Below are 4,788 nucleotides of genomic sequence, written 5' to 3'. Positions count from 1 at the left end.
TAGCCTTTTTTAGAATTTCCTTTTCTTCTTCAATGCGTGCAATACGTTTTTTTAGTTCACGAATTTCAAGTTGATCTGGTGTTAATGGTGTTGCTTTACTCGTGATGCCATTACGTTCACCTTTTAACTGACGAACCCATTTATCGAGTGATGATTTACCCACATTCATTGCTTGTGAGGCTTCAATGACGGAGTAACCTTTATCAACGACTAACTGAGCACATTCAAGTCTGAATTCTGGTGTGAAATTGGGTCTTGTTCTTCTTTTCATAATGTCACCTAAGTTTGATGAGGTGCATTATAACACCTCTAATTAGGTGGCCAAAATCACTGTACCACTACAAGATGAGTATGAAGTAGTTAGCGGTGGCTACGGTAAAGGAGCTATACCTAATGGTACTTATGATATTGAACGGTATAAAGCTGTTGTCGGTGATAAATCGACAATGAAATCTGGTTTTGTTAACCCTGCAAATGGTCGAGGGTGGTTTTTACCATTAACTCCACGGTTTTCGACAGTAAGACATGGATTTGGTATCCACCCTGATGGAAATTTACCTGGTACTAAAGGTTGTGTTGGACTGCAAGGTTCGGACATGAAAGCGTTTTGGGATAAATGGGTGAGAACAGGAATGAAAATGCGACCTGCTTCTTTAGTTATTAGCACAAAAATATAACAAGGCGCTTAAACGGAAAATTACAGTAGGCTTGCGCTCCGCGCAGTTTAGCCTAACTGTACTTTTCCGCTTAGCTTAGTTATCGATACAAAATCGGCTCTTCTCCGCTTTGATGCAAATTAGTGTGTCTTCTGGCTAATCTATCATATTGATTTAAAATTATTTTTTCACCTCATTAAATAATAACTAAGTCATGACATCTATATCTTCAGCACTTTTTCAACTTCCAGGGCAGTGCATTCAATCGATTACACTTGATAATGAGCAAACTGTTGTCATTCAGTGTCGTCGGGATAAACGTAGAAAGCCTATCGATCCAAGAACAAATCAATCAGGAACGATCAATCGTTATGTCCATAGAAGAGTGCGCGACTTACCCATTTCAGGTCACCCATGTGTGATTGATATAGAACTGGCCCAAGTTTCAACACAAAATTATGAGCGTCGCATTGAACATTGTGAATTCGTAGGAAATGGTGCTCGTTATACCACTCGATTTTGTAATATGATCAGTGGTCTTTGTCGATATATGAGCATACATGCGGTATCTAAACACCTTAATATTCGTTGGGAAACAGTTAAAAACATCGATAGAGCCTATTTGCTTTCTTCATTACCATCACTTGATCCCAAATCGATTACAGGTCTCACTCACATAGGTGTTGATGAGGTTGCACGAGCAAAAGGTCATGATTATATGACGGTAGTTTATGATCTTGTCCAAGGTCATCTGATTTGGGTAGAACAAGGTCGCCAATCTCATGTTCTTCAATCATTTTTCACACAATTACCTAAGGCAACCGCAGCAGGTATTAAAGCCGTTGCTATGGATATGGGACAAGCGTATCAATCCGCTGTAAGGCGCTCGCTACCTCATGCCGACATTGTGTTTGATCGCTTCCATGTGATGCGTAATTATCATGTTTTGATAAAAAACCAGCGAAGAAAGGAATTCTTTAAAAGTACAAACGAAGGTAGACAAATAATGAAGGGTACGTTGTATCTTCTATTAAAAAACGCCTACAAACTCGATGAAAAGCAATCAGGTAGACTTGATGATTTACTTGAAAGTAACAAGAGCTTGTGCACTATTTATATGATGAAAGAGCAGTTGCAAGCCCTGTGGCAGGAAACGAGCTATGAGGCAATGGATAATGCACTTGAAGGTTGGTGCCGGCTTGCAGAATCGACAAATATCTTAGCTCTGCATAACTTCGCAACAGGGTTAAGAATCCACAAGGTAGGCATTTGTAATTATGCAAAATACAAACTGACAAGTGCGCGGATTGAGGCTGGGAATGTATCTATTGGGATGATTAGGAGGCGAGCCAGAGGAGTAAGGGATACAGAATATTTCAAATTAAAAATAAGGCAAACATCAGTTCCAGCAACGCATTCTATCTTTTATCCAAAAATCAACCTCACATAACCGGAGAAGAGCCCAAAATCTAATCGAACCTGACCAATTAGCTGTAATTGATAATGTCTCCAATGTGGTAACAGTGACGGGTAGCTCTAACTGTCAAGAGGGTACAAATCGAAGTGGGTTTTACAGCAACTCTGTGCGTTAAGCTTCAAGTTTATCTTTTCTCTATCGCTGGCGTTTAATTTTATTCGGATACCCCTAAAGTAAGGGCAATTCATCATTTTGTTTTTTTAGCTTGAGCAATGAAATCGTTGAAGTAGTCAAGATGTTGGTCGGTCTTGCGAATACCTACAAAGATCTGTTTACCAATGCCTTTCTCTCCAAAACGAATACTCTTGATAGGCATTGATTTTGAGTACTCATCTACTAGCCAGCCCGGCAAGGCACAAACACCTCGACCAGCGGCGACCATCTGTAACATGATCTCAGTTGTTTCAATGTGTTTGTGTTTCTTTACTGAACACTTTGCTGGATTAAGAAATTGACTAAAAATATCGAGCCTGAGCGGCTCAACAGGGTAGGTAAACAGTACTTCTTCGCTTAGTTGCTCGGGTAATACAAAATTTTGCTTTGCAAGTTTGTGAGACGCGGAGACTACGAGTCTATGTTCATAGTCAAAAACGGGTATGTAGTCTATTTTAGGTTTAAAGAGCGGGTCTGGTGTAATAAGTACATCTATTTCGTAGCTAAGTAATGCGCCTAAAGCTCCAAACTGGAACTCCTGCTTCACGTCCATATCAATGTCTGGCCACTGCTCTAGATAAGGCTGAATTACTCTCAGTAGCCATTGATAACAAGGATGGCACTCCATTCCTATGCGTAGCGACCCCATTTCACCTTTTGCAATCTGATTCAGTAATAATTCCGTGTGTAAAAACTGAGGCAATACTCTATTAGCCAGCGTTTGAATGCGTTCTCCAGCAGCAGTAAGACGCAAGTTTCGACCGTCTTTTTTCCATATCGGAGTAGCAACTTGGCCTTCTAATTTTTTGATACTGTGACTTAACGCAGATTGGGTTAAGTGCAACGAATCAGCAGCTTTAGTCAGGGTTCCATGCTCTTTTATTGCAGTTAGTATTTCTAAATGAATCCTCTCTAGCACCTGTTAACTCCTATCTTTAGCTTTAATGATGAACTACATTCGTTGATTGATGAAATTATATCATTGTATCAATCTAACAAGTTTATTTACAATTAGAACAGGAATAAAACCTATAAGAAAAGTTGCACCAGCATACGTGAGCCAGTAAATAGTAAGACGAAGGCAAAGATCTTTTTCAGTTTTACCGCATCTAATTTTGCTGCCAGTGATGCCCCTACAGGTGCGAATAATACCGTTAGCGGCACAATACAAATGAAGGCAAATAGATTGACCAAGCCAAATGTACCAGCGGGAGCATCGGTTGGTGTACTGCCCAATGTCAACATTATTAGCGCACCTGGCAACGAAATGATTAACCCTATTGCCGCAGCTGTGCCAATGGCCTTGTGGGCGGGATAGTTATATAGGGTGAGTAGTGGCACCGAGATAGTGCCGCCGCCGATCCCCACCATAGAACTGAAAAAGCCAATGCATGCCCCCATAACCGTTTGTCCTGTTGTATTAGGCAGTTTTTGGTACAGAGCGGATTTTCCCGTTCGAAGCAGCATGTTTAGTGCCGATAAAACCGCTATCACCCCAAACAACATAGTAAGCATAGACCCTTCAACGCGAGTCACTAACCAGCTACCAACCAATACCCCCATAAGAATAAATACAGCCCAACGTTTGAGCAGGTCAAAATCCACATTACCTTTTTGATTGTGAGAACGAATTGAACTAATAGACGTTGGTACTATGGTAGCCAGTGAGGTTGCCGTAGCAACGAGCATCGCAGACTCTGGTGATACGCCAAAGCTCTGGAACAAGAAAAATAGCACTGGTACGATCACGATACCGCCACCTACGCCTAACAAGCCAGCTAAAATGCCTGCGAATACACCTGTGGCAACCAATGCCAAAATGGTAGAGATATTATTTGTTATAAATTCAATGATATTCATTAACTACTACTTCTATTTTTAATAACGGGCAAGACCTTATAGCAATGGTACTAATTAAGTGATCATTTTAAAACGGTCTAAATATCCAATTTCTGCGTTTCGCTCAATCCCAATAGCCTGCTATTGCTCAATTACACGCCTTGAACTTGAAAATTTATCCTCACAAATTTAATGCCATCGGTATTACTATCAATTAAGGGGTACGCGCTTAGCTAACCCCACTAAGCATCATTATATTGATTAGTTACTGGTAGATAGTTCTCTTCGGACTATTTCTGCGCCTGCAGTTAAAGCATTGAGCTTGCCTCTTGCCACTTGATGAGATAAAGGTGCCATGCCACAGTTGGTAGAAGGGTAAAGCTTGTCGGCATCTACATACTTTAGTGCTTCTCGTAGGGTATTAGCTACTTCTTCTGGTGTCTCAATGGTATTGCTTGCGACATCAATGGCCCCTACCATCACTTTTTTACCGCGAATAAGTTCAAGTAGCTCCATTGGAACACGAGAGTTATGACATTCTAGCGAGATAATATCGATATTAGATTTTTGCAGTTTGGGAAAAGCTTCTTCATATTGTCGCCACTCAGACCCCAACGTTTTTTTCCAATCTGTATTGGCTTTGATGCCATAGCCATAGCAAAT

At 40.7% G+C, this 4,788-nt stretch carries 5 protein-coding genes and 1 pseudogene; 2 read left to right on the top strand and 4 right to left on the bottom strand.

Annotated elements, in window-relative coordinates; genetic code table 11:
• On the bottom strand, nucleotides 1–271 hold a 271-nt coding region (locus HRT50_RS17720), incomplete at its 3' end, for a transposase (RefSeq protein ID WP_291616966.1).
• Nucleotides 272–317: 46 nt separating this feature from the next.
• Between HRT50_RS17720 and HRT50_RS17715 the strand changes: the two genes are divergently transcribed.
• Entirely contained in the window at nucleotides 318–677 is a 360-nt protein-coding gene (locus HRT50_RS17715) for a L,D-transpeptidase (protein WP_291616964.1), read from the top strand.
• Nucleotides 678–870: 193 nt separating this feature from the next.
• On the top strand, nucleotides 871–2,106 hold the full coding sequence (locus HRT50_RS17710; protein WP_291616962.1) for an ISL3 family transposase: 1,236 nt from the start codon (nucleotides 871–873) through the stop codon (nucleotides 2,104–2,106).
• A 214-nt stretch (nucleotides 2,107–2,320) separates the two neighbouring features.
• Here the strand turns inward: HRT50_RS17710 and HRT50_RS17705 are convergent, their stop codons facing one another.
• The 3 genes and pseudogenes from HRT50_RS17705 to HRT50_RS17695 form a co-directional block, all read right to left on the bottom strand.
• Nucleotides 2,321–3,205 (bottom strand): LysR family transcriptional regulator, encoded by an 885-nt coding sequence (locus tag HRT50_RS17705; RefSeq protein ID WP_291616960.1) that lies wholly within the window; start codon nucleotides 3,203–3,205, stop codon nucleotides 2,321–2,323.
• Between the two features lie 110 nt (nucleotides 3,206–3,315).
• The gene (locus HRT50_RS17700; protein ID WP_291616958.1) at nucleotides 3,316–4,146 is read right to left on the bottom strand and encodes a sulfite exporter TauE/SafE family protein; all 831 of its coding nucleotides are present in this window, start codon (nucleotides 4,144–4,146) and stop codon (nucleotides 3,316–3,318) included.
• A 240-nt stretch (nucleotides 4,147–4,386) separates the two neighbouring features.
• Nucleotides 4,387–4,788: pseudogene (locus tag HRT50_RS17695) on the bottom strand (methionine synthase); the annotation flags it as partial.

Source organism: Colwellia sp. (assembly GCF_013215345.1).
GTDB lineage: Bacteria > Pseudomonadota > Gammaproteobacteria > Enterobacterales > Alteromonadaceae > Colwellia.
The sequence above is the reverse complement of the archived record's forward strand: the minus strand, read 5'-3'. Positions and strand labels throughout refer to the sequence as shown.

Bases quoted from the DNA above. Each gene is read 5' to 3' on its own strand.
- HRT50_RS17710 (WP_291616962.1), top strand. From the start codon at position 871: ATGACATCTATATCTTCAGCACTTTTTCAACTTCCAGGGCAGTGCATT.
- HRT50_RS17700 (WP_291616958.1), bottom strand. From the start codon at position 4,146: ATGAATATCATTGAATTTATAACAAATAATATCTCTACCATTTTGGCA.